This window comes from Kribbella hippodromi (assembly GCF_039531045.1).
Lineage (GTDB): Bacteria > Actinomycetota > Actinomycetes > Propionibacteriales > Kribbellaceae > Kribbella > Kribbella hippodromi.
In genome coordinates, this window is the sequence record NZ_BAAAPH010000002.1 from 186,336 (window position 1) to 209,663 (window position 23,328).

A 23,328-nucleotide genomic window follows, 5' to 3' on the forward strand; every position below is an offset into this window, starting at 1 on the left:
GCGCCGCGTGCAGTTGAGAGGTTCACCTCTCGGGTTGTCCCTTCACCACCCGCATGCGGGTGGTGAAGGGACAGTTTGACGGGTTAACCACTCAAATGGCGGTCGGGCCGGTCAGGCCTTGGTGAGCCAGTAGGTGAGCTGGAGGTCGGCTTCGGTGCCGGTCACCAGGTCGCCGTCGGCTGCCGGGGCCGACTGGGTCAGGGTGGTGGCCAGGACCTCGCGGGCGATCTCGTCGGCGTGCTTGCCGAGGGCATCGGTCAGCTCGGGGTCGGTCGAGGTCAGCCAGACCTGGATCCGGTCCGACACCTCGAGCCCGGCGTTCTTCCGCGCCTCCTGCAGCGTACGAACCACCTCGCGGGCCAGACCGGCCTGGCGAAGCTCCGGTGTGACTTCGAGGTCGAGGGCAACTGTTTCGCCTTGCTCGTTCACCACCGACCAGCCTTCCTTCGGCCGCTCGGACAGCAGCACCTCGGATTCGCCGACCTGAACCTCTTCGCCGTCGACCACCACGGTCGCCGTACCGGAGGCCTTCAAGGCGGCAGCGAGTACGCCGGCATCGGCCGCGGCGATCGCGGCGGCGACGACCGGAGTCTGCTTCGCGAACCGCTTGCCCAGCTCCCGGAAGTTGCCCTTCGCGGAGAACTCGACCAGATCCGCTCCCGCCGACGACAGCGGTGCGACCGCGCCGACATTCAGCTCGTCGGCGATCTCCTGCAGCAGCTCGGGGGAGAGGTCGGCGATCGCTGCCGATCCGACCAGGGCACGGGCGAGCGGCTGCCGCGTCTTCACCTTCGCCTCGGCGCGGGCCGACCGGCCGAGCTCGACGACCCGCCGGGCCATCGACATGTGCTGGGCCAGCACGTCGTCGATCAGCGTCTCGTCGTACGCCGGGAAGCTGCTCAGGTGCACCGACTCGGGCAAACCGGGCGTGACCGGGCGGAACACGTCCTGCCAGACCCGCTCGGTGACGAACGGCATCAGCGGTGCCATCACCCGGGTGAGTACGTCGAGCGTCTCGTGCAGGGTCGCCAGCGCACCGGCGTCACCGGCCCAGAACCGGCGGCGCGAGCGGCGGACGTACCAGTTCGAGAGCACGTCGACGAAGGAGTTGATCAGCAGACCGAGCCGCTGCGTGTCGTACGTCGCGTACGCCTCGTCGGTGTCCCGGACCAGCCGGTGCGTTTCGCTGACCAGCCAACGGTCCAGCACCGAACGCTCCGAAACGGCCGGGGCGTCAGCAGGAGACCAGTCGGCCAGCCGGGCGTACAGGGCGTGGAAGGCGACCGTGTTCCAGTAGGTGATGAGCACCTTCCGGACGATCTCGTTCAGTACGTTCGGGCCGATGCCGCGCGCCTTCCACGGCGACCCGGAGGCGGCCATGAACCAGCGCACCGCGTCCGCGCTGTGACTGTCCATCAGCGGGATCGGTTCCAGGATGTTGCCCAGGTGCTTGGACATCTTCCGGCCGTCCTCGGCCAGGATGTGCCCGAGGCAGACCACGTTCCGGTACGACGACTCGTCGAACACCAGGGTGCCGATCGCCATCAGCGTGTAGAACCAGCCCCGGGTCTGATCGATCGCCTCGGCGATGAAGTCCGCCGGGTACGTCTGCTCGAACTTCTCCTTCGAGCCCTCCGCCCACGGATACCCCCACTGCGCGAACGGCATCGAGCCCGAGTCGTACCAGGCGTCGATCACCTCGGGGACCCGCTTGGCGGTTTCGCCACAGGTCGGGCAGTCGAAGGTGATGTCGTCCACGTACGGCCGGTGCGGGTCGGTGGCACTCAGGTCGCGGCCGGCCAGCTCTCCCAGCTCCGCCAGTGAGCCGACGCACACCTGGTGGTCCTCGGCGCAACGCCAGATCGGCAGCGGCGTACCCCAGAAGCGTGACCGGGACACCGCCCAGTCGATGTTGTTGCGCAGCCAGTCACCGTACCGGCCCCACTTGACCGAGTCCGGGTACCAGTTGGTCTTCTCGTTCTCCCGGAGCAGGGCGTCCTTCACCTGCGTGGTGCGGATGTACCAGGACGGGAGCGCGTAGTACATGACCGGGGTGTGGCAGCGCCAGCAGTGCGGGTACGGGTGCTCGTACGGCACGTGCTTGAACAGCACGCCGCGCTCGGACAGGTCCTTGACCAGGTCCTCGTCCGCCTTCTTGAAGAACTGTCCGCCGACCAGCGGTACGTCGGCGTTGAAGTGCCCGCTCGCGTCCACCGGGTTCACCACGGGCAGGTTGTACGCACGTCCTACCGCGAGGTCGTCGGCACCGAAAGCGGGGGACTGGTGTACGAGACCGGTACCGTCCTCGGTGGTGACGTACTCCGCGAGGACGACGTAGTGCGCCGGCTCGTCGAACGGTACGAGCTCGAACGGGCGCTGGTACGTCCAGCGCTCCATGTCACGGCCGGTGTACTGCTCCGTGACGGTCCAGCCCTCACCGAGCTTCTCCAGGAGCGGCTTCGCCACGACCAGTGACTCGGTGCCATCAGTGGCGACGACGTACTCGACGTCTGGGTGCACTGCGACCGCGGTGTTGGACACCAGCGTCCAGGGCGTCGTCGTCCAGACCAGCAGCGAAGCCTTGCCGGCCAGTGGGCCGGAGGTGAGCGGGAAGCGCACGTACACCGAGGGGTCGACGACCGTCTCGTAGCCCTGGGCGAGCTCGTGGTCGGACAGGCCGGTGCCGCAGCGCGGGCAGTACGGCGTGATCCGGTAGTCCTCGACCAGGAGGCCCTTGTCGTGGATCTGCTTCAGCGACCACCAGACCGACTCGACGTACTGCGGGTCCATGGTCTTGTACGGGTGATCGAGATCGACCCAGTAGCCCATCCGGACGGTCAGTTCCTTGAAGGCGTCGACATGGCGCAGTACCGACTCGCGGCACTTGGCGTTGAACTCGGCGATGCCGTACGCCTCGATGTCGTTCTTGCCGCTGAAGCCGAGCTCCTTCTCCACCGCGACCTCGACCGGGAGACCGTGGCAGTCCCAGCCGGCCTTGCGCTCGACCCAGAAGCCCTTCATGGTCTTGTAGCGCGGGAACACGTCCTTGAAGACGCGGGCCTCGATGTGGTGCGTACCGGGCATGCCGTTCGCGGTCGGCGGGCCCTCGGAGAACGTCCACGGCTGACCGCCGGCGGACTGTTCGAGGCTCTTCGCGAACGTGTCGTGCTCGTCCCAGAGCGCGAGCACCTCGCGCTCGAGCGCGGGGAAGTCGACCTGGGCCGGGACCTGCCGCCAGGGACCCTGAGAGGGAACTGCCGAGGGAACTGCCGGGGTGTCTGCCGCCATCTTCGTGTGTCCTTCGTCGCATTGCCGCCGCTGACGAGGGACGAAGTGACCGGGCTCAGCCGGTTACCGCGCGGTACCACCCTCCTTGGTGACCCTCAGTTGTGGTCACCCACTTCCTTGATGCGACGCTGCCGGTTCTAATAGGTCCCTGACGGACTGTTCTTCCGGCGGCTCCGGGGTGATGGCCCCATCACTGCCTTGCGGTTCGCGGTTGCCAGTGTACGGCGTCGTACCGGGTGACTACGAATCGTTAATCGGTGGTGCGGCAGGAATTCGGCCAGGAGAATTCTGCTGCGGGTCCGGCCGGGCCGGTCGCGGTGGAGGGGGATGAGATGGAGATCCGGGAACGGCTCGAGCGACTATGGGCGTGACCTGGGAAGTGTTACGGACAGTGAGGTCTGCAACACGGTTGTGACGCGCCGAACATCGAGCGGACTTGAAGAACCGACTACCTTATCCCCACGGTCTGCGCGTCAGGCTGGCCCGTGACCAAAGCGTGGCCTACTGTCTTGCGACCAGTCCGCTTCAGTCTCCGACGAAGGCAGGGGGTAGCTGAGCATGGCTACATCGGCACCCAAGAAGTCCGCCCCCCAACGTTCTGCCGCGGCCAAGAAGAGTGCCGCCAAGAAGTCCGAGCCGGTCCAGCAGAAGACGACGACCCGGAAAAGCCCGGCAAAGAAGGCGCCGGCCAAGAAGACCACCGCGGTGAAGAAGTCGGCATCGACCACCGCGGCGAAACGCACAGCGGCTAAGACCCCTGCCAAGAAAGCTCCGACGAAGAGGGTGGCCATGAAGACGAACGAGAACAGGACTCCGGCGACGGCGCCGGCCAAGTCCGCCGCACACACGGCCGAGACCTTCAAGGTGAAGCCAGGTGAGGACCCGTGGACGGCGGCCGAGCTGGCCGAGCTGCGGACGGAGCTGGAGAACGAGGTCGAGCACCTCAAGCAGGAGATCAAGGACGCCGAGCAGGAGATCGCCGGCCTGTTCCGGGACGGTAGCGACGGCGCCGGGAACGACCAGGCGGACGTCGGCTCGACCACGCTGGAGCGCTACCACGAGCTGACGCTGGCCAACAACGCCCGGGACATGCTGAACCAGATCGAGTTCGCGCTGTCCCGGATCGACGACGGCACCTACGGCGTCTGCGACAACTGCGGCAACGCGATCGGCAAGGGTCGGCTGCAGGCATTCCCCCGTGCGACACTGTGCGTGACATGCAAAGAACGCCAGGAACGCCGCTGAACGACCCCGCCGCCTCAACCCCGGCGGAGGACGTGGACACCCCCGAACCGGCCGACACCCCGTCGGCCGGTTCGCCGTCGTCCACACCCAGCCCACCCCGCACCGGTGCAGCGATGACTGCGCGCGGCGCCGCCGGAACCACCAGCTCGCTGTCGCGAGACGATGAGGGCCCGACGGCGACTCGGCTTTCCCGGGACGATGACGACAAGGCGGCAACTCCGCCTTCGCCGGGCGCTACCCCACCGGCTGGGGAGGATGACGGGCTGACGGCTACCTCCTCTTCTCCCGCCGAGGCCGCCGCCTCTGGCGGCGAGGCGGGGGGTCGGTCGTGGAAGTGGACCTTGTTGTTTGGTGGGGTTGGGCTGTTGGTGCTGTTGTTGGACCAACTCACCAAAGCGCTTGCTTTGGCGCATCTGACGCCTGGGGAACCGGTGAACGTGATCGGTTCGCTGCTCAAGTTCAATCTGATTCGGAACTCGGGGGCGGCCTTCAGCTTGGGGGCCGGGTATACGCCGTACATCAGCGCCGTGCAGATCATCGTCGCGATCGGTGTCGTGTACCTGTCCCGCAAACTCGGGTCAGCCGGCTGGGCGCTCGCCTTCGGGTTGTTGTTCGGCGGCGCGGTCGGCAACATCCTGGACCGGATCTTCCGCGCCCCGTCGCCCTTCCACGGTCACGTCGTGGACTTCCTCCAGACGCCGCACTGGGCGATCTTCAACGTCGCCGACATGGCCGTCACCTCGGCCGCGGTCCTGCTCGTGATCCAGACCCTGCGCGGCATCAAGCTGGACGGCACCCGGGAGCCGCGGAAGTGAGCTCCCGGACCGTGATGGTGCCGGACGGACTCGCGGGCGAGCGGCTGGACGCGGCCCTGTCCCGCCTCTTCGGCGTCTCCCGCACCAAGGCCGCCGAGCTGATCGAGTCCGGCCTGGTGCAGGTGGACGGCGCCACAGCCCTCAAGTCTGCCCGCGTCGCCGCCGGCGTACTGCTCAACGTCGAACTGCCTCCGCCGCCGTCCGAGGTGACCGTGGTCCCGGAGACGGTCGACAACCTGCGGATCGTGCATGACGACGACGAGATCGTGGTCGTCGACAAACCGGTCGGCGTCGCCGCGCACCCGTCACCCGGCTGGACCGGCCCGACCGTGATCGGTCACCTGGCCGGCGCCGGGTTCAGCATCTCGACCAGCGGCGCGGCCGAGCGCAAGGGCATCGTGCACCGCCTCGACGTCGGCACGTCCGGCCTGATGGTGGTCGCGAAGACCGAGTACGCGTACACCGTACTGAAACGCGCCTTCAAGGAACGTACGGTCAAGAAGATCTACCACGCCCTCGTCCAAGGTCATCCCGACCCGTTCACCGGTACGGTCGACGCGCCGATCGACCGGCATCCGCACCACGACTACAAGTTCGGTGTGGTGGCCGGCGGCAAGCCGAGTGTCACGCACTACGAGACCCTCGAGGCGTTCCGGTACGCGACGCTCCTGGAGATCACGCTCGAAACCGGGCGTACGCACCAGATCCGCGTCCACATGTCCGCGATCGGTCACCCCTGCTGCGGCGACCTGACCTACGGCGCCGACCCGGTACTGGCCGAGCGTCTCGGGCTGACCCGCCAGTGGCTGCACGCGATGCGCCTCGGCTTCACCCACCCCGGCTCGGGCGAGTACGTCGAGTTCACCTCGGAGTACCCGGCCGACCTGGATCAGGCGCTCGACCTGCTCGCCGACGCCCAATAGACGCCCGGTCATCGCGCCCACTGGTGTGGAACTGGTGTGCTCCACGCCCGGATAGCGGGCGGCGACCGGGGCCGTCGGTGAGCCGATTCAGAACTGTCCACGGGCCCGCATAGTCTGTACCGGTCCACCTGAATCGCGCCCTGGGAGGTCTGCGTCGATATGGCGTCCAGCAACAGTTTCGTGCATCTCCACGTGCACACCGAGTACTCGATGCTGGACGGCGCCGCGAAGAACAGCAAGTTGTTCACCGAGGTCGAGCGGCTGGAGATGCCCGCCGTCGCGATGAGCGACCACGGCAACATGTTCGGGGCGTACGAGTTCTTCCAGTCGGCCAAGAAGAGCAGCGTCAAGCCGATCATCGGCATCGAGGCGTATGTCGCGCCGGAGTCGCGGCACCACAAGAAGCCGGTCTTCTGGGCGGACAGCTCACGCGGCAGCGGGCAGGACGACGGCGAGGGCGGCAAGGACGTCTCCGGCGGTGGCCGCTTCACCCACATGACCATGTGGGCGGAGAACCTGGCCGGTCTGCGCAACCTGTTCAGGCTGTCCTCACTCGCTTCCTACGAGGGGTACTACGGGAAGCCGCGGATGGACCGGCAGCTGATCTCCGAGCACTCGGCCGGCATCATCGCCACCACCGGCTGCCCGTCCGGTGAAGTGCAGACGAGGCTGCGCCTGGGTCAGTACGACAAGGCCCTGCAGGCGGCGTCGGACTACCAGGACATGTTCGGCAAGGAGAACTACTTCCTCGAGCTGATGGACCACGGCCTCGACATCGAGCGCTCGGTCCGGACCGACCTGCTGAAGATCGCCAAACAGCTCGGCATTCCGCTGCTCGCGACGAACGACTCGCACTACGTCACCGAGGACCAGGCCGACGCGCACGACTCGCTGCTGTGCGTCGGCGTGGGCAAGAACAAGGACGACCCGAACCGGTTCCGCTTCAACGGCGCGGGCTACTACATCAAGACCGCCGACGAGATGCGGCGGCTGTTCTCCGAGCTGCCGGAGGCCTGCGACAACACGCTGCAGATCGCGGAGCGGGTGGGGGACTACTCGGAGGCGTTCGACTACGTCGACCGGATGCCGCAGTTCGACGTGCCGCCCGGCGAGACGCAGTCGTCGTGGCTGCGCAAGGAGACCGAAAAGGGCATCCGGATGCGCTACGGCGACAATCCGAGCCAGGAGGTCCTCGACCGGGTCGAGACGGAGTTCGCGGTCATCTCGCCGATGGGCTTCGACTCGTACTTCCTCGTGGTCGCGGACATCTGCAAGTACGCGCGGGACAACGGCATCCCGATCGGACCGGGCCGTGGTTCGGCCACCGGGTCGATCATCGGGTACGCGATCCGGATCACCGAGCTGTGCCCGCTGGAGCACGGACTGCTGTTCGAGCGGTTCCTGAACCCGGAGCGCATCTCGCCCCCCGATGTCGACCTCGACTTCGACGACCGTCAGCGCGACCGGATGGTCCGCTACGTCACCGACAAGTACGGTGCCGAGTACACCGCGCAGGTGAACACCTTCAGCACGATCAAGGCGAAGGCGGCGGTCAAGGACGCGTCCCGGATCCTCGGGTACCCGTTCGCCGTCGGCGACAAGATCACCAAGGCGATGCCGCCGGACGTGATGGGCAAGGGCATGCCGCTGACCGGCATGTTCGACAGCTCACACCCGCGGTATGTCGAAGCCGGCGAGATCCGCCAGCTGTACGAGAACGATCCCGACGTCCGCAAGGTGATCGACACCGCGAAGGGCATCGAAGGCCTGATCCGCGGGACCGGTGTGCACGCGGCCGCGGTGATTCTTTCGTCCACCCCGCTGCTGGACCTGATTCCGCTGCACCGGCGGGACAAGGACGGCACCATCATCACCGGGTTCGACTACCCGTCGTGCGAGGCCATGGGCCTGGTCAAGATGGACTTCCTCGGGCTCCGCAACCTCGGTGTGATCGACCACGCGATCAAGGTGGTCAAGGAGAACCGCGGCATCGAGCTGCAGACCGAGAACATTCCGCTCGAGGACGAGGCGACCTTCAAGCTGCTCGGCCGCGGCGACACCCTGGGCGTGTTCCAGCTCGACGGCACCGCGATGCGGAACCTGCTGAAGCTGATGGAACCGAGCCGATTCGAGGACATCGCCGCGGTCCTCGCGCTGTACCGGCCGGGCCCGATGGCCGCGAACGCGCACATCAACTACGCCGAGCGGAAGAACGGCCGGCAGAAGATCACGCCGATCCACCCGGAGCTGGAGCAGGCGCTCGAACCGATCCTGGGCACGACCTTCCACCTGCTGGTCTACCAAGAGCAGATCATGGCCGTCAGCCGGGAGCTGGCCGGCTACAGCCTCGGTGGCGCGGACATCCTGCGCCGGGCGATGGGCAAGAAGAAGAAGGAAGTCCTGGAGGCTTCGTTCGTCGAGTTCCAGGCCGGCATGCGCAACAACGGGTACTCGGACGAGGCGATCCAGGCCCTCTGGGACGTCATGCTCCCGTTCTCCGGGTACGCGTTCAACAAGTCGCACACCGCCGGGTACGGGCTGGTCTCGTACTGGACCGCCTATCTGAAGGCGAATTTCCCGGCCGAGTACATGGCCGCGCTGCTGACCTCGGTCGACGACGACAAGACCAAGATGGGTGTGTACCTGGCCGACGCCCGCCGGGTCGGCATCAAGGTGCTGCCGCCGGACATCAACGAGTCGATCGCCGACTTCACCGCGGTCGGCAAGGACGTCCGGTTCGGGCTCAAGGCGGTCCGCAACGTCGGCGCGAACGTGATCGAGTCGCTGGTCGCGACGCGTGAGTCGAAGGGCAAGTTCACCTCGTTCGCGGACTTCCTCTCCAAGGTGGAGCTGGTGGTCTGCAACAAGCGCGTGATCGAGTCGCTGATCATGGCCGGTGCGTTCGACTCGCTCGGGCACAAGCGGTCGGCGCTGATCGCGTGTCACGAGCAGGCGGTCGACTCGGTCGTCGAGGTCAAGCGCGCGGAGCAGTACGGTCAGTACGATCTGTTCGCCTCGATGGAGGAGCAGGAGGGCAAGGCCACCGACTCCGAGCAGTTCGGCGTCGAGATCGACGAGACGGTCGAGGAGTGGAACCGGAAGCTCCTGCTCAGCCAGGAGCGCGAGATGCTCGGTCTGTACGTGTCGGCGCACCCGCTGGACGGCGCGCAGCCGATCCTCGAGCGCAACCGGGACGTCCGGCTGATCGATCTGGTCGACGGGGACCGGACCGAGGGCGAGGTCCGGGTCGCGGGCATGATCACCAAGGTCGACCGCCGGGTGAACAAGCGCGGCGACACCTGGGCGATCGTGACCATCGAGGACCACGACACCGGCATCGACATCCTGTTCTTCCCGTCGACGTACATGGCAGTCTCGTACGAATTGATGGAAGACGCCGTCGTTTCGGTGCGCGGCAAGCTGAACGAGCGCGACGGGTCGCTGAACATCTATGGCCAGGAGCTCAATCCGCTCGACATCTCCGGCGTCGAGAACGCCGCGTTCCCGCCGATCGTGCTGACCATGCGGCCGCAGCAGGTGGTTCCGGATCTCGTCAACGAGATCAAGGAGATCCTGGGCGCGCACCAGGGCGACCGCCCGGTCCAGATCCACCTGCGGCAACGCGAAGGCGGTCTGCTCAAGTTCGCGCTGCCCGGCTGGAAGGTCGACGGCGGCAGTTCGTTCATGGCCGACATGAAACAACTGCTCGGACCGTCGGCCCTGCAGAACTGATCACGACGACCGCACCGGCGTTGCGGCGCTCGATCCAGGGGGTCAACCGGCCGCGCATCCCGTACACACTTGGGGTGCCGCGGCCGGTCAGGTGAGGGTTGCTGGGGGTGATGCGGCACACTGTCGGCGTGAGTCAATCGCAGTCTCCCCAGCCGTCGCCGTACGTGGCGCCTTCGTCGTATGAGCAGTTCGGGGCGCCGCCGGTCGCGGAGCCGCGGATGCCCTGGGCCAAGGCGATCGTGGTGACGGTGGTGGTGTTCCTGGTCGCCGGCGTGGTGGCCGGGTGGGCGTGGCAGCAGTTCTCGCCGCTGGCGAAGTACACCGTGGATGAGCAGGGCGGTGCGCTGGGTGAGGAGCAGATGACGCGGATCTTCGGCCCGGACGGGACGTACACCGCGATCGGGTTCGTTGCCGCCCTGGTGCTCGGTGCGGCGCTGTTCTGGTGGCTGCGCAACTACGGTCCGTGGTCGGTCGCGATCGTTGCCCTGGGCGCCTGCCTCGGGTCCGGTGTCTGCTGGGGTGTCGGCATGCTGCTCGGGCACGACCCGCTGAACCCGCGGCTGCGGGCGGCCCGGCTGGGTGACCTGGTCGCGGCGCCGCTGGAGCTGCACACCTGGACGCCGCTGGTTTCGTGGCTGATCGGCGCGGCGCTGGCCTGCGCGATCATCGCGGCCACCACCTGGCGCGCGGAACCGGTTGCAACCACTTCGAAACCTGCTGCGTCACAGCCTGCACCGCCGGTCGACTAACCTTTGCAGGTCCGGTGGGTGAGGCCACCGGAGCCAGCGAGGGAGCGTATGTCCGACCAGAACCAACCGCCCACACCGCAGTACCCGGGTGCCGGCGGTCCGCAGCCACAGTACGGTCCGCCGCAGGGGCAGCAGTGGCCCCAGCAGGGTCAGCCGAACGCTCAGCGGCCCCAGCAGTATCCGCAGCAGCCGCAGTACGGGGCGCCGCAGTACGGGGGTCCGCAGCAGCCGGGGCAGCAGTACGGGCAGCAGGCGTCGTACGAGCAACTGCACGTCGGCGGGCAGCCACCGCAGGGTCCTGGGTTCGGTGGGCAGCAGCAGTGGCAGCCGGAGCCGAAGAAGAAGCGCGGCAAGATCATCCCGATCGTCGCCGCGCTGGCGATGGTCCTGGTACTGGCCGGCGGTGGCATCTTCGCGTACGGAAAGCTCGGCGGTGGCGGCAAGCAGCCGGCCGAGGTGCTGCCCGGTAGCGCCGTCGCGTACGCCCGCGTCGACCTGAACCCGTCCGCCGGGCAGAAGGTCGCGGCGATCCGGTTCCTGATGAAGTTCCCGTCGGTGAAGGACCAGCTCGGCCTCAGCGGCGAGAAGGACGACCTGCGGCAGAAGCTGTTCGACCTGATCAAGAAGTCCGCCGGCTCCGACCTCGCCGACGTCGACTTCGACAAGGACGTCAAGCCGTGGCTCGGTGAGCGCGCCGGTGTCGCGGCGCTGCCGCCGGCTGACGGCGACCGGGAGCCGGTGCCGGTGCTGGCGGTCCAGGTGAAGAACCAGGACGCCGCGAACAAGGGCATGGACAAGCTGCTCGCGAACGAGGACAAGAAGCCGGGCCGCGCGTTCAGTGACGGGTACATGCTGCTGTCCAAGGACCAGGCGACCGTCGACTCCGCGGTGTCCGCGGCGAAGGACAGCCCGCTGAGCAAGAACGCCAAGTTCAGCGCGGACATGGACAAGCTCGGCGAGCAGGGCTTCGTCTCCGCCTGGGCCGACGCCAAGGGCCTCGCCTCGATCACCGGCAAGGTCGACTCCAGCCAGCTGGCCGGCCTCGGCAACGCGAGCACCGCGCTCGCGCTGCGCTTCGACGCCTCGTACGTCGAGCTGAAGGGGATCGGGAACAGCGACAAGAGCGTCAAGGTCAACGGTGCCGACGCCGGTGACCTGATCTCGAAGCTGCCCGACACCACGGCCGGCGCGATCGCGCTGTCCGGCGGTGACAGCCTGATCGACACCGCCTGGCAGCAGCTGCAGCAGGCCGGCGGCGAGAACCTGACGCCGATGATCGACCGGATCAAGCAGGAGACCGGCCTGACCCTGCCGGACGACCTGAAGACCCTGCTCGGCAAGAACGTCGCGGTCGCGATGGACAAGGACTCCGAGCAAGGCCCGAAGATCGCCGCCCGGATGGAGACCGACCCGTCGAAGGCCGAGCCGGTGGTCCAGAAGCTGACCTCGCTGCTGCGCGAGCGGTCCGACGCGAACATCCCGATCGAGACCGCGAAGGACGACAAGTCGTACGTGGTCGGGACCAGCAAGGAGTACGCCGAGCAGGTGCTGAAGGGCGGCAACCTCGGCCAGAGCGAGAACTTCAAGCAGGCGCTGCCGGACACCAAGGGCGCCGTCCTGATCGGATACGTCGACTTCGAGGCGGCCAGCTCGATCAGCGGGAAGTTCGGTGGCGGCAAGGATGTCGAGGCGCTCCGCTCGGCCGGCATCGTGGCCCGGTCGACCGGTGACGGCCAGGCCGAGTTCAGCCTGCGGGTGGTCGCGAAGTAGTTGGTTCAGGCAACGACCTGAAGAAGCCCCGGACCGCCTCCGCATAAGCGTCCGGGGCTTCTCTGTGGATCCAGTGCCCGGTGTCCGCGAACGTGACCAGCCGGGTGCCGGGGCGGCGCCGGACCAGTTGGGCGGCGTGGTCCGCGCTGAGCAGGAAGCTGTTGGTTGCCCGGAGCAACATGAGCGGCCGGCGTACGGCGAGCCAGTCGGCCCACCAGTCGCCGACGTTGCCGCGCTGGGCCGCCATCATGTCGTCGAGGTCGAACATCAGGTTGCCGTTCGGGTCGACGCTTTCGAGGAAGTACTCCGGTGCTGGGGTCGCGGCGAAGAACGTCGCTGCCGCTTCCCGGCTGGCGAACTTGGTGGGCCAGTTGGTGACGTCGAGGACAGCATCACCGGGGATCGCGCCGACATCTTCCACGACCACCGCGCGTACGAGGTCGGGGTGCCGGGCCGCCAGCTGGTACGCGGTCACGCCGCCGAGCGAGTGGCCGATCACCAGCGCGGGCGCCAGGTCGTGCGTCTCGATGAACTGGGCAACATCCGCGACAAACGCCTCGCGGCTGAAGTCACAGCGGGTGGTGCGGCCGCGCCGGTCTGGGATGGCGCCATGGCCGCGGAGGTCCGGGGCGATCAGGCGGTAGTCGGGCTGCAGCCGGTCCGCGAGTGCCGCGAAAGTACGTCCGCGGCCGAACGTGCCGTGCAGCGCGAGTACTGGCTGCCCCGGGCCGCCGGCATCTTCGTAGTGGGTCATGCACACGTCACCAACTCTCTCGTACGAAACGTGGCCGGCGCCGCAATGACCAGTACCGCAAGCAGCAGACTGATCCGGAAACCGGTGATGAATTGGCCGGCGCCGAGAAGTACGCCGAAGATCGCGGGCGCGGCGCCGCTGCCGAGTTGGCGGGCGGCGTTCAGTACGCCGGACCCGAGACCGCCGCGCTCCGCTGGGATGCCGTCGAGCATCAGCGTGGTGACGGCTGGTGCGACGAGCCCTGCGCCGACGCCGATCGGCAGCAGCCAGGCGGTCAATTGGTAGATCGCGGAACTGCTGGTGATGATCAGGCCGAGCAGTCCGATGACCATGAGGCATTGGCCAAGGAGGAGAGTGCGGCGTACGCCGAGGCGGGTGGTAAGCCGGCCGGCGACGAGATTCGCGGGGATGATCAGCAGGGTCATCGGGACAAAGACCAGTCCGGTGATCCAGGCGGACCGCCCAAGGTTGTCCTGCAGCAGGAACGTGACCGCGAAGATCGCACCGTACGAGGCGAAGTTGAGGGCGAACCCGGTCACCGAGCTGACCACCACCACCCCAGACCGAAGCATCTCACCAACACCAATCCGATGAGTCGGGGACAGCACCGACGTCGGCGGCGACGGCGATGACGATGGCGATGGCGGTGGCGGTGGCGATGATGGGGCTGCCTGGGGGAGCGAGGCGGGTGGTGGTGTGGTTGCGGGTGGGGTGTGGGGGAGGGTGGCGAGGAGTAGGAAGCTGATGGGCACGTTCAGCCAGAAGATGCCCTGCCAGCCGACTCCTGAGGTGATCGCACCGCCGAGCGGCGAACCAACCACCAGCGCGATCGCACCGGCTGCCGTCCAGCGCCCGACCGCACGAGCGCGACCGACGACACCAGGTCCGAGGCGAGCAGCAGCGGTCCGCTCCGCGTCTGGTTCGGGGCGGGCGGCGGCGGTCCGCTCCGCGGCTGGTTCGGGGTGGTTGGAAGCGGTGTTGAGGAGGGATAGGCCGGCGGGGAGGAGCAGGGCGGCCGCGGCGCCTTGGAGGGTGCGGGCGGCGAGCATCAGCGGGAGGTTCTGAGCGAGGGCGCAGAGTGCGGAGGTCGCGGCGAAGACTGTGGTGCCGATGGTGAAGGCCTTGTGCGGTCCGATGCGATCGGCCCAGGCACCGGCCGGGAGCAGGCAGACGGCGAAGACCAGTGAGTACCCGGTCAGTACCCACGGCAGGCTGGGCCCGGCACCGAGATCACGCCCGATCGCGGGCAGTGCGGTGGTGGCCATCGAGGCATTCAAGGTGACCAGAAAGAACGACAACGCCGAAGGAACCAGCGCGGAAGTACGAACAGACATAAGAACCAAGGTGACCGCTCTCCGCCCGCCCTGGGTACATCTGTCAGGTGCAGCCAACAAGGTACCGAACGACAGGTAGTGGTAGGCCGAAGCAGCCTCCTCCGATCCGGGCGCAGGCGTAACCGGTCGGCGCGGCACCGACCACTACCTGTCCTTCGGTACGGTGATTGGGGTTTGGGTTGGATCGGGACGGGAGCGTGTGGTGCGGTCGGTGGCTCGGGGTGAGTTGGGGGCGTTTCTTCGGGAGCGGCGGGGGCGGTTGGTGCCGGCGGATGTGGGGCTGATTGAAGGGCCGCCGCGGCGTACGCCGGGGCTGCGGCGCGAGGAGGTTGCTGAGCTTGCGGGGCTGAGTGCCGGGTACTACGCGCGGCTCGAGCAGGGGAGCGCGCCGCATCCGTCGGAGAGTGTGCTGACGGCGCTGGCCAGGATTCTTCGGCTGACGGCTGATGAGGAACGTCATCTGCGGGCGCTTGCTGCCGGGCCGGGATCGGTTGGGGCTGGGCTTCGGGCTGATGATGCGGTGCCGGAGCAGGTGTCGAGCTCGGCGCTGCGGGTGATGGAGATGCTGAAGCCGCGCACCGCCGCGATCGTGCTCGGCCGCATCGGCGACGTGCTGGCGTGGAACGAGTACGCCACACGCCTGTTCCCCGGCCGCCTGCCCACCGAAGAGCAGCACGAGGCAGGACGGCCGAACAACGCGCGGTACGTGTTCTGTGATCCGCGCTCTCGGGAGATCTTCTCGTGCTGGGAGAAGGTTGCCGACGACACCGTGGCGCATTTGCGGGCGGCCGCCGGGCATCTGGTGGATGATCCGGGGTTTCGTGGACTGGTGGATGAGTTGCTGGCGGCCAGTCCGGAGTTTGCGGTGCGGTGGGAGCGGCGGGACGTACGGCGGCATGTGTCGGGGGAGAAGTACCTCAACCATCCAGTACTCGGCCGGCTCACCGTCGACTACGAAGTACTGGCCGTGCTCGACCAACCGGATCAGTTTCTCGTCGTGTACGGCCTGAACGATGTCGAAATCCCGGAATCAGCCGCTACCTCCTGAGTGAAAGCACCACTTCACGCGAACGCGAAGGAGCAGCACGATGAACCACCTGACCGAGATCCGCACCATTGGCGTCCCTGTCACCGACCAGGACCGGGCGCTGACGTTCTACACCGAGATCCTCGGCTTCGACCTGGTGATGGATGCACCGCTGCCGCAGTTCGGCGGCCGCTGGCTGGTGGTCGCGCCAGGCGGTTCAGCCGCACCAAGCTCAGCCACCAGCCTCGCCCTGGTCCCGGCGAAGGACGACCTCCCGGCCGGCGTCGACACCGGTATCCGCTTCGGCAGCCCGGACGCCAAAGCCGCCCACGAGCACTTCCAGACCGCGGGCGTGGACACCACCGAGCTGCTGGAATGGCCAGGCGTACCCCCGATGTTCAGTCTCCGCGACCCGGACGGAAACCGCTTGTACGTGTCCCAGATCTGAACCAACCAGACCTAACGAATCCGGTAGCGAAGATGCGTTGCCTGCGGTGTGTCGATCACCCGGACGATCTCCAGCTCGATCCGCCGCGGCAACACGTCGAACAACCGCAACCCACCGCCGAACAACACCGGCACCTGATCAATCTGCAACTCGTCCAGTACGCCCGCCGCCAGCGCACTCCGCGCGGTCAGTGCGCCGTGGACGAGCACGTCCTTGTCCCCGGCGACCGCCTTCGCCTGCGCGATCGCGGTCTCGACATCGCCGACGAACCGCACCTTCTCGTGCCCAGCCACCGCGTCCGGCGCCGGAGCATGACTGACGACGAAGATCGGTACGCCGTGATGGTCGCCGCCGTAGTAATTGACCTGCTCCGCCGTACGCCGACCGACCACGACCGCCCCGGTCGCGTTCAACTCGTCCCAGATCGCCCCGGCAGCGCCTTCGGGCCGGCCGACCGCGCCGGACGCGTCCTGGTACCACTCGTGCAGTCGCATGAAGTCGTCGCCGCCCGGATTTCCCGGCCGGTCGTTCGGCCCCGCGACGTACCCGTCGACGGACATCGACATCAACAACACCGCAGCGGACATCAGCGTTTCACTCCTCTGACGTTAGTGTCCTGAGTCGGAAGTTCGACGGTGCTTTCGGCGCCCAGGCACGCACCTCGCGGCACTTGCCCAGCGCCCACGATGCTCCGCATCGAGGCCACTGACCAAGCACCCCGATGCACGCACCTGACCACCGAAATCTCACGCCGAACTTCCGACTCAGGACACTAGAGCCTCCAGTACGCCTTCGCCGTACTTGGCCAGTTTGTTCTCGCCGACGCCGCTGATCTTGCCGAGCTCGGACAAGGACGACGGCAGGTCGGTCGCGATCTGCCGCAGCGTCGCGTCGTGGAAGATGACGTACGCCGGTACGCCCTGCTCTTTCGCCGTGGCCCCTCGCCAGGCCCGCAACCGCTCGAACACCGGCGCCGCCTCGGGTGGCAGATCGACAGCTGCCTTCTTGCCGCCCGACTTCGCCGACGACCTGTTCCGGACGCGCTCCGGCTCGCGCCGCATCATCACCTCGCGCCGCCGGCCGAGCACTTCGGCGCTGTCCTCGGTCAGTACGAGCGTGCCGTAATCACCTTCGACCGCGAGCATCCGCAATGCCAGCAACTGCCGGATCACGCCCCGCCACTCGGCGTCCTTCAGCTCGGTCCCGATGCCGAACACCGTCAGCTGATCGTGCCGGAACTGCTTGACCTTCTCGGTTTCCTTGCCGAGCAGGATGTCGATCAGCTGCCCGGCGCCGAACTTCTGCCCGCGCTCGTGCTGCAGCCGGTACACCGTCGAGAGCAGCTTCTGCGCCGCGATCGTCCCGTCCCACGACTCCGGCGGGGTCAGGCAGGTGTCACAGTTGCCGCAGGCGTCGCCGTGCTGACCGAAGTACGCGAGGAGTTGCGATCGCCGGCACTGCACGGTCTCGCACAACGCGAGCATCGCGTCGAGATGCGAGCCGAGCCGTCGCCGGTGCGCGAGATCGCCCTCGGACGTGTCGATCATTTTCCGCTGCTGCACCACGTCCTGCAGCCCGTACGCGAGCCAGGCGGTCGAGGGCAGCCCGTCCCGCCCGGCGCGACCGGTCTCCTGGTAGTACCCCTCGACGGACTTCGGCAGATCGAGATGCGCGACGAACCGCACGTCCGGCTTGTCGATGCCCATCCCGAACGCGATGGTCGCGACGACCACCAGCCCGTCCTCACGCAGGAACCGCGACTGGTTCGCCGCGCGGGTCCGGCTGTCCAGACCGGCGTGGTACGGCACCGCTTCAATCCCGTTCTGGGTCAGGAAAGCAGCGGTCTTTTCCACACTGTTCCGCGACAGGCAGTACACGATGCCCGCGTCGCCCGCGTGTTCAGTACGCAGCAGGTCGAGCAACTGGCGCTGCGGACTGTCCTTCGGGACGATCCGGTACTGGATGTTCGGCCGGTCGAAGCTTGCGACGAAATGCTTCGCGTCATCGAGCTTCAGCCGGGTCGCGATCTCCCGATGCGTCGCCTCGGTCGCCGTTGCCGTCAACGCGATCCGCGGCACGTCCGGCCAGCGCTCGTGCAACTCGGACAGCATCAAGTAGTCCGGCCGGAAGTCGTGACCCCACTGGGACACACAGTGCGCTTCGTCGATCGCGAACAGGGCGATCTTGCCCTGGTCGAGCAGCCGCACGGTTCCTTCGACGCGCAGCCGCTCCGGCGCCAGGTACAAGAGGTCGAGCTCACCGGCCAGGAACGCCTGCTCGACGTCGCGCCGCTGCTCGAAGTCCTGGGTCGAGTTCAGGAATCCGGCCCGGACGCCCAGCGCGGTGAGCGCGTCGACCTGGTCCTGCATCAGCGCGATCAGCGGCGAGATCACCACGCCGACGCCGGAGCGCACCAGCGACGGGATCTGGTAGCAGAGCGATTTGCCGCCGCCGGTCGGCATCAGGACGAGCGCGTCGCCGCCCGCGACCACGGTGTCGATGATCTCGGCCTGCGCACCACGAAAGGCGTCATAGCCGAACACCCGCCGCAGGACCTGAAGGGCTTCGGAATCGGGCAGTTCGGTTGTCTCGCTCACCCAGGCGAGTCTAATGAGCTCGCGCCGCCGATGCCGACCCGCGCACCGGAACCTGTGGATTACTCGGCGAGCTCACCCGCATACGTGCCGACGCTCCACAGGTTTCCCTCCGGATCGCGCACGGTGAAGTCCCGCGATCCGTAGTCGGTGTCATGCAGCTCGCGGACCACGACGCCGCCCGCACCGACCGCGTGCCCGAACAGGCTGTCCGGGTCGTCGTGCACCAGGTACACCGAATGGATCTGCCCGGCCAGCTCGCTGAACTCGTCCGGTTCCGGCTTCGCGTCCACCGAGCTGACCATGATCCCGCCACCGGCCGGCCAGGTCAGCACGGCATGCGCGATCGATCCCGCGGGCGCGCCTGGGTACGAGGCGGTGACCGTGAAGCCGAGCCCGTCGGTAAGAAACTTCAGTGCTGCCTGCCCGTCCCGGTACAGCAGAGTGGGCCAAACTCCGATCACATTTTGCTTGTCCATACCTCAGACTCTGCCGCTCCCGGCGGCGGGCAGTCTTGAAGGTTTGGGAGCTCTTCGTTCATCCACTGCCGTGGTGAGCAGCCCGCGATCGCCTGGAACTCACGGGTCAGATGCGCCTGGTCCGCGTACCCGACCGCGGCTGACAGCTCGCCCAGCCGGGTCTGCGGTCGCAGCCGCAGCTGCCGCGTGGCGCGCTCGAACCTCAGCACCCGCGCCGCCACCTTCGGCGCCAGCCCGAACTCCGACGTGAACCGGTCGGTGAGATGCCGCCGGCTCCACCCGACCTCGGCGGCCAGCTCCTGGATGCCGATCGTGCCGTCGGTCGTGCACAGCCGCCGCCAGGCCCACCCGACCTCCGGCCGCGCGGCTCTCCCCGGCGCACGCTCGCGGGAGAGGTGCGCGAGGAACAGCCGCTCGATCAGATCCATCCGCTCGTCCCAGCTCGTTGCCTCCCGGAGCTGCTCGGTGAGCACCCGCGCGGGCCGGCCGAGCAGCTCGTCGAGCCCGACGTTGAGCGACGCCAGCTCACCCGGCGGCAGGCCCAGCAGCGGACGGGCGGCGGCTGGGGTCAGCGAGACCTGGACGCCGGCGCGGCTCGGCGTCGTGCCGACATGCACCGCCGTCGAATGCAGGCCGCCGATCACCGCGTCGTACTTCTCCACCGGCCCACCCGGCCAGGCGACTCCGAGTGGATCGTCGAGCGTGATGACGAGGGTGAGGTAGCGCGACGGCAGACCACGATGCAGATCGGGCGCGTCACCCGCGTACGCATAACCGCTCAGGTCGCGCACGTACGGTTGCAGGGCGGGATGCACCGACCGCGTCCGATGCTCCATCCCGACCATGCCCTCAGGCTAGAGCGATCCACGGACAGAAACACGCCCTCCAGAATCCGGGACCGACGTACCGCCATCCGGACGGGCGTGGCACTATCGGGAGATACGTAACACCTAGCGAGGAGATGTAGTCGTGCCTGCTCTGAGGTCCCGAACTGTCACCCACGGCCGCAACATGGCGGGCGCCCGCGCGCTCATGCAGGCCTCCGGGGTAGCCCGGGAGGACTTCGGGAAGCCGATCATCGCGGTAGCGAACAGCTTCACCGAGTTCGTCCCCGGTCACACCCACCTCGCCCCGGTCGGCCGGATCGTGTCCGAGGCGATTCACGCGGCCGGCGGGATCGCCCGCGAGTTCAACACGATCGCCGTCGACGACGGGATCGCGATGGGTCACGGCGGCATGCTCTACAGCCTCCCGTCCCGGGACCTGATCGCCGACTCGGTCGAGTACATGGTCGAGGCGCACTGCGCGGACGCGCTGGTCTGCATCTCGAACTGCGACAAGATCACCCCCGGCATGCTGAACGCCGCGCTCCGGCTGAACATCCCGACCGTGTTCGTCTCCGGTGGCCCGATGGAGGCCGGCCGGGCGACGCTGGTGGACGGGACCGTGCGCAAGCTGGACCTGGTCGACGCGATGTCCGAGGCCGTGAACGAGAACGTCTCCGACGCCGACATCCTGCGGATCGAGGAGAACGCCTGCCCGACCTGCGGTTCCTGTTCGGGCATGTTCACCGCGAACTCGATGAACTGCCTGACCGAGGCGATCGGCCTGTCGCTGCCGGGCAACGGCTCGGTCCTGGCCACCCACACCGCCCGGAAGGCCCTGTACGAGAAGGCCGGCCGGACCGTCGTCGAGATCACCAAGCGGTACTACGACAACGACGACGCGACCGTGCTGCCGCGGAACATCGCCTCCAAGGAAGCGTTCGGGAACGCGATGGCGCTGGACATCGCGATGGGTGGCTCGACGAACACGATCCTGCACCTGCTGGCCGCCGCGCAGGAGGCCGAGGTCGACTTCGACCTGGACGACATCAACGCGGTCTCCCGCAAGGTGCCGTGCCTGGCCAAGGTCGCGCCGAACGTCGCCCCCGGCGGCACGTACTACATGGAGGACGTGCACCGGGCCGGCGGCATCCCCGCGCTGCTCGGCGAGCTGCACCGGGCCGGCCTGCTGAACGAGAACATCCACACCGTGCACAGCGACTCGATCGACGACTGGCTGAAGACCTGGGACGTGCGCGGCGGTTCGCCGTCGCCGGAGGCGGTCGAGCTGTGGCACGCGGCGCCGGGCTGCAAGCGGTCCGCGCAGGCGTTCTCGCAGTCCGAGCGCTGGGAGACGCTGGACACCGACGCGGCCGGTGGCTGCATCCGCGACCGCGAGCATGCCTATTCGAAGGACGGCGGCCTCGGCGTACTGAAGGGCAACCTGGCCGTCGATGGCTGTGTCGTGAAGACGGCCGGTGTGGACGAGTCGATCTGGACGTTCGAAGGTCCCGCGGTGGTGTGCGAGTCGCAGGACGAGGCCGTCGAGAAGATCCTGGCCAAGCAGGTCACTCCCGGCGACGTCGTCGTGATCCGGTACGAGGGTCCGAAGGGCGGGCCGGGGATGCAGGAGATGCTGTACCCGACGTCCTTCCTGAAGGGCCGCGGCCTGGGCAAGGTGTGCGCGCTGGTCACCGACGGCCGCTTCTCCGGCGGTACGTCCGGCCTGTCGATCGGCCACGTTTCGCCCGAAGCGGCGGCCGGCGGCACGATCGCGCTGGTCCAGGACGGCGACCGGATCCGGATCGACATCCCGAACCGGTCGATCGAGCTGCTGGTGCCGGAGCAGGAGCTGGCCGAGCGGGAGGCCGCGCTCGGTGGCGTGTACGCGCCGAAGAACCGGGACCGGAAGGTCAGCGCGGCACTGCGGGCGTACGCCGCGATGGCGACCAGCGCCGACAAGGGCGCGGTCCGCGATGTCTCCAAACTGGGCTGAAACCTCAGACCGCTAGAACTCGAGGTCGAAGGCCAGGTTCACCGCCTCGGCCAGGAGTGGTTCCTGGTCGGGGTGGAGGTACCCGATCAGGCGGCCGAGTTGCGCCTTCGGGATGGTCTGGATGTTGTCGCAGGAGATCGCGCTCGGGTGGTCCAGGCCGTTGTCCGGGCCGACCAGCACCTCGGTGGACAGGCCGCGGATCGTGCTGGTGATCGGGGCGACCGTGACGTTGCTGAGCCGCGGGCGGATCAGTTCGCGGGTCAGCACCACCACCGGCCGCGGTTTGTCCAGCCGGGCGATGTGCAGCGGCCGCATCAATCGAGGTCGCTGAGGACGGTGCCGGCCGCGGCGGGCGCGAGGCCGTCGAAGTCGGGGTAGTCGCCGTGTTCGGTCAGGATGGCCAGGTCGCGGGCGGCGAGCTCGCGGCGGCGTTCACGTTCCATCGCCCGGGCGACCACGGACGCCCGGCTGGTGGCCTTGTCGGTGGCGACCAGCTCGTCCATGAAGTCGACCAGGTCGTCCGGCAACCGGACGGTGATCTGTTTGCTCATACCACGACCATACCGCCGTGGGATTCAATCTGGTAGCGCCTCAGTTGGGGGAGAGGCTGGACCAGCTGATCAGGTCGGCGGCGGGCAGCGACGGGAGCGCGGTGATCGCCGCCAGCTCGCTGTCGATCAGGCCGATCACCTGGGCCAGCCGGGTGGTCACGTCCGGCGCCTCCAGCAGCTTCTGCCGCTCCGGCGTCATCAGCTTCATCGCGGCCGACATCAGGTACGAGAGCGTGCCGGGATCGTCCGGGAGCTCGCCGAGATGCAGTCCGGGCAGGCTGATCTCGCTGATCGCCTCCGCGTACTTGCGGAACCGCGCCAGCGCGATCGTCGCCGTACCCAGCGGGTCGTCGCCGAGATCGTCCTCCAGCCACTCGACGTCCGCGACCAGGTAGTCGCCGCTGCCGTCCAGCTCGGCCACCTTGAACCGCCGGTTGCCGGTCAGCGTCACCTCGACCGGTCCGTCGTCGTCCGGGTCGAGTGCGACCTCGGAGATCGTCGCCGCGCAGCCGGTCCCGTACAGCGACCGGAACACCCGCTCACCCAGCTCATACCCGTCCCGGACCGCGAGCGCGCCGCAGACCAGTTCGCCACCGTTCTCGACCAGGTCCCGGACCACCGCGCGGCCCTGGACGTCGGTGACCGGAATCGACAGCACCAGCCCGGGAAACACCACCGTGTCGACAGTGAGCAACGGCAGGCGGGAGTCCATACGACGAGCCTAGTCGACCGCCGCCTGGATCACGGCCGGTGACCGGCCCGGCTCGTACAGCGATTCGGCCGCCCGCAAGGCCGACGG

The 23,328-nt window shown here is 67.8% G+C and carries 19 protein-coding genes; 9 read left to right on the forward strand and 10 right to left on the reverse strand.

The window, feature by feature from the left end; all coding sequences use genetic code 11:
- Positions 1-111 precede the first annotated feature (111 nt).
- Positions 112-3,288 (reverse strand): isoleucine--tRNA ligase, encoded by a 3,177-nt coding sequence (gene ileS / locus ABD260_RS03625; RefSeq protein ID WP_344231856.1) that lies wholly within the window; start codon positions 3,286-3,288, stop codon positions 112-114.
- A 558-nt stretch (positions 3,289-3,846) separates the two neighbouring features.
- On the opposite strand from ileS, the gene ABD260_RS03630 reads away from it, so the two are divergent.
- The 6 genes from ABD260_RS03630 to ABD260_RS03655 all read left to right on the forward strand — a co-directional run bounded on the left by ABD260_RS03630 (position 3,847) and on the right by ABD260_RS03655 (position 12,522).
- Entirely contained in the window at positions 3,847-4,533 is a 687-nt protein-coding gene (locus ABD260_RS03630) for a TraR/DksA family transcriptional regulator (protein ID WP_344231857.1), read from the forward strand.
- The gene (gene lspA, locus ABD260_RS03635) at positions 4,506-5,348 is read left to right on the forward strand and encodes a signal peptidase II (protein ID WP_344231858.1); all 843 of its coding nucleotides are present in this window, start codon (positions 4,506-4,508) and stop codon (positions 5,346-5,348) included. Before ABD260_RS03630 ends, lspA begins: the two co-directional genes overlap by 28 nt.
- A gap of 14 nt (positions 5,349-5,362) precedes the next feature.
- A complete protein-coding gene (locus ABD260_RS03640; protein WP_344232094.1) occupies positions 5,363-6,271 on the forward strand; it encodes an RluA family pseudouridine synthase in 909 nt (302 codons plus the stop codon).
- A 159-nt stretch (positions 6,272-6,430) separates the two neighbouring features.
- Positions 6,431-10,003 carry a DNA polymerase III subunit alpha gene (gene dnaE, locus ABD260_RS03645; protein ID WP_344231859.1) on the forward strand — a complete coding sequence of 1,191 codons (3,573 nt, stop codon included), beginning with the start codon at positions 6,431-6,433 and terminating at the stop codon, positions 10,001-10,003.
- A 128-nt stretch (positions 10,004-10,131) separates the two neighbouring features.
- Positions 10,132-10,752 carry a hypothetical protein gene (locus ABD260_RS03650; protein WP_344231860.1) on the forward strand — a complete coding sequence of 207 codons (621 nt, stop codon included), beginning with the start codon at positions 10,132-10,134 and terminating at the stop codon, positions 10,750-10,752.
- A 48-nt stretch (positions 10,753-10,800) separates the two neighbouring features.
- Entirely contained in the window at positions 10,801-12,522 is a 1,722-nt protein-coding gene (locus ABD260_RS03655; protein WP_344231861.1) for a DUF3352 domain-containing protein, read from the forward strand.
- Here ABD260_RS03655 and ABD260_RS03660 read toward each other — a convergent pair.
- Both ABD260_RS03660 and ABD260_RS03665 read right to left on the reverse strand, forming a co-directional pair.
- Positions 12,497-13,276 (reverse strand): alpha/beta fold hydrolase, encoded by a 780-nt coding sequence (locus ABD260_RS03660; protein ID WP_344231862.1) that lies wholly within the window; start codon positions 13,274-13,276, stop codon positions 12,497-12,499. The genes ABD260_RS03655 and ABD260_RS03660 overlap by 26 nt on opposite strands.
- The gene (locus tag ABD260_RS03665; RefSeq protein ID WP_344231863.1) at positions 13,273-14,610 is read right to left on the reverse strand and encodes an MFS transporter; all 1,338 of its coding nucleotides are present in this window, start codon (positions 14,608-14,610) and stop codon (positions 13,273-13,275) included. The genes ABD260_RS03660 and ABD260_RS03665 overlap by 4 nt, the downstream gene beginning before the upstream one ends.
- Before the next feature lie 211 nt (positions 14,611-14,821).
- Here ABD260_RS03665 and ABD260_RS03670 point away from each other — a divergent pair, with 211 nt between their 5' ends.
- Together ABD260_RS03670 and ABD260_RS03675 are read left to right on the forward strand one after the other, a co-directional pair.
- The gene (locus ABD260_RS03670) at positions 14,822-15,658 is read left to right on the forward strand and encodes a helix-turn-helix transcriptional regulator (protein ID WP_344231864.1); all 837 of its coding nucleotides are present in this window, start codon (positions 14,822-14,824) and stop codon (positions 15,656-15,658) included.
- Between the two features lie 40 nt (positions 15,659-15,698).
- Positions 15,699-16,085: a VOC family protein gene (locus ABD260_RS03675; RefSeq protein ID WP_344231865.1), complete on the forward strand. Its 387-nt coding sequence runs from the start codon at positions 15,699-15,701 to the stop codon at positions 16,083-16,085.
- A gap of 11 nt (positions 16,086-16,096) precedes the next feature.
- Here the strand turns inward: ABD260_RS03675 and ABD260_RS03680 are convergent, their stop codons facing one another.
- From ABD260_RS03680 to ABD260_RS03695, 4 genes are all read right to left on the reverse strand, one after another.
- Positions 16,097-16,672: a dihydrofolate reductase family protein gene (locus ABD260_RS03680; RefSeq protein WP_344231867.1), complete on the reverse strand. Its 576-nt coding sequence runs from the start codon at positions 16,670-16,672 to the stop codon at positions 16,097-16,099.
- Between the two features lie 177 nt (positions 16,673-16,849).
- Positions 16,850-18,682, reverse strand: coding sequence for a DNA helicase RecQ (gene recQ, locus ABD260_RS03685; protein ID WP_344231868.1), 1,833 nt, complete (start codon positions 18,680-18,682; stop codon positions 16,850-16,852).
- 59 nt (positions 18,683-18,741) lie between these two features.
- Entirely contained in the window at positions 18,742-19,158 is a 417-nt protein-coding gene (locus ABD260_RS03690; RefSeq protein WP_344231869.1) for a VOC family protein, read from the reverse strand.
- Positions 19,140-20,003 carry a helix-turn-helix domain-containing protein gene (locus ABD260_RS03695; protein WP_344231870.1) on the reverse strand — a complete coding sequence of 288 codons (864 nt, stop codon included), beginning with the start codon at positions 20,001-20,003 and terminating at the stop codon, positions 19,140-19,142. The genes ABD260_RS03690 and ABD260_RS03695 overlap by 19 nt, the downstream gene beginning before the upstream one ends.
- A gap of 124 nt (positions 20,004-20,127) precedes the next feature.
- Here ABD260_RS03695 and ilvD point away from each other — a divergent pair, with 124 nt between their 5' ends.
- The gene (gene ilvD, locus ABD260_RS03700; RefSeq protein ID WP_344231871.1) at positions 20,128-21,978 is read left to right on the forward strand and encodes a dihydroxy-acid dehydratase; all 1,851 of its coding nucleotides are present in this window, start codon (positions 20,128-20,130) and stop codon (positions 21,976-21,978) included.
- A 12-nt stretch (positions 21,979-21,990) separates the two neighbouring features.
- On the opposite strand, the gene ABD260_RS03705 is transcribed toward ilvD, so the two are convergent.
- The 3 genes from ABD260_RS03705 to ABD260_RS03715 are packed head-to-tail and all read right to left on the reverse strand — an operon-like array spanning position 21,991 to position 23,241.
- On the reverse strand, positions 21,991-22,293 hold the full coding sequence (locus ABD260_RS03705) for a type II toxin-antitoxin system PemK/MazF family toxin (protein ID WP_344231872.1): 303 nt from the start codon (positions 22,291-22,293) through the stop codon (positions 21,991-21,993).
- Complete coding sequence (locus ABD260_RS03710; protein WP_184833695.1) at positions 22,293-22,529, reverse strand: ribbon-helix-helix domain-containing protein; 237 nt, start codon at positions 22,527-22,529, stop codon at positions 22,293-22,295. The genes ABD260_RS03705 and ABD260_RS03710 overlap by 1 nt, the downstream gene beginning before the upstream one ends.
- A gap of 40 nt (positions 22,530-22,569) precedes the next feature.
- Positions 22,570-23,241, reverse strand: a complete 672-nt coding sequence (locus tag ABD260_RS03715) for an LON peptidase substrate-binding domain-containing protein (protein WP_344231873.1) — start codon at positions 23,239-23,241, stop codon at positions 22,570-22,572.
- Positions 23,242-23,328: the final 87 nt, after the last annotated feature.

What these genes read in the sequence shown, in the direction of transcription:
- ABD260_RS03640 (WP_344232094.1), top strand. Translation starts at nt 5,363, where the DNA reads ATGGTGCCGGACGGACTCGCGGGCGAGCGGCTGGACGCGGCCCTGTCC.
- lspA (WP_344231858.1), top strand. Translation starts at nt 4,506, where the DNA reads ATGCAAAGAACGCCAGGAACGCCGCTGAACGACCCCGCCGCCTCAACC.
- ABD260_RS03630 (WP_344231857.1), top strand. Translation starts at nt 3,847, where the DNA reads ATGGCTACATCGGCACCCAAGAAGTCCGCCCCCCAACGTTCTGCCGCG.
- ABD260_RS03695 (WP_344231870.1), bottom strand. Translation starts at nt 20,003, where the DNA reads ATGGTCGGGATGGAGCATCGGACGCGGTCGGTGCATCCCGCCCTGCAA.
- ABD260_RS03710 (WP_184833695.1), bottom strand. Translation starts at nt 22,529, where the DNA reads ATGAGCAAACAGATCACCGTCCGGTTGCCGGACGACCTGGTCGACTTC.
- dnaE (WP_344231859.1), top strand. Translation starts at nt 6,431, where the DNA reads ATGGCGTCCAGCAACAGTTTCGTGCATCTCCACGTGCACACCGAGTAC.
- ABD260_RS03705 (WP_344231872.1), bottom strand. Translation starts at nt 22,293, where the DNA reads ATGCGGCCGCTGCACATCGCCCGGCTGGACAAACCGCGGCCGGTGGTG.
- ileS (WP_344231856.1), bottom strand. Translation starts at nt 3,288, where the DNA reads ATGGCGGCAGACACCCCGGCAGTTCCCTCGGCAGTTCCCTCTCAGGGT.
- ABD260_RS03675 (WP_344231865.1), top strand. Translation starts at nt 15,699, where the DNA reads ATGAACCACCTGACCGAGATCCGCACCATTGGCGTCCCTGTCACCGAC.
- ABD260_RS03665 (WP_344231863.1), bottom strand. Translation starts at nt 14,610, where the DNA reads ATGTCTGTTCGTACTTCCGCGCTGGTTCCTTCGGCGTTGTCGTTCTTT.
- ABD260_RS03655 (WP_344231861.1), top strand. Translation starts at nt 10,801, where the DNA reads ATGTCCGACCAGAACCAACCGCCCACACCGCAGTACCCGGGTGCCGGC.
- ABD260_RS03680 (WP_344231867.1), bottom strand. Translation starts at nt 16,672, where the DNA reads ATGTCCGCTGCGGTGTTGTTGATGTCGATGTCCGTCGACGGGTACGTC.
- ABD260_RS03690 (WP_344231869.1), bottom strand. Translation starts at nt 19,158, where the DNA reads ATGGACAAGCAAAATGTGATCGGAGTTTGGCCCACTCTGCTGTACCGG.
- ABD260_RS03660 (WP_344231862.1), bottom strand. Translation starts at nt 13,276, where the DNA reads ATGACCCACTACGAAGATGCCGGCGGCCCGGGGCAGCCAGTACTCGCG.
- ABD260_RS03715 (WP_344231873.1), bottom strand. Translation starts at nt 23,241, where the DNA reads ATGGACTCCCGCCTGCCGTTGCTCACTGTCGACACGGTGGTGTTTCCC.